Genomic DNA, 296 nt, shown 5'->3' with positions numbered 1-296 from the left:
TGCGTAACCACTAAGATCACCGGTTTCTCCTAACACGCCGGCTAGACTGGTTACATTTACACCTCGAATGGTAAGCAATTTTTGGGCATAGGGAATGCGCTCCAATACGAGATGTACTTCGTGTTCAATCTGCTCAAGCTGGCGCTGTGCCAAATCGTATTCTTCGAGTAGTTGACCCAAGTGCAACTTGTAGGCGTGTAGCGCCTTTGTAGCACCAACGCTGCGTTTAGCTAGTGTAATAAGCTGCTCGGCCCGCCGCAAACCCGCATGACGCTTCACATATTGCTTCCAGCCAG

The 296-nt window shown here is 50.3% G+C and carries 1 pseudogene; it reads right to left on the bottom strand.

The annotated features are described in order from the left end of the window. Positions 1-296: pseudogene (locus UQ64_RS31430) on the bottom strand (IS110 family RNA-guided transposase); the annotation flags it as partial.

The sequence above is a fragment of the Paenibacillus etheri genome, from assembly GCF_001012825.1.
GTDB lineage: Bacteria > Bacillota > Bacilli > Paenibacillales > Paenibacillaceae > Paenibacillus_AQ > Paenibacillus_AQ etheri.
This window is presented reverse-complemented; position numbering and strand designations above follow the sequence as displayed.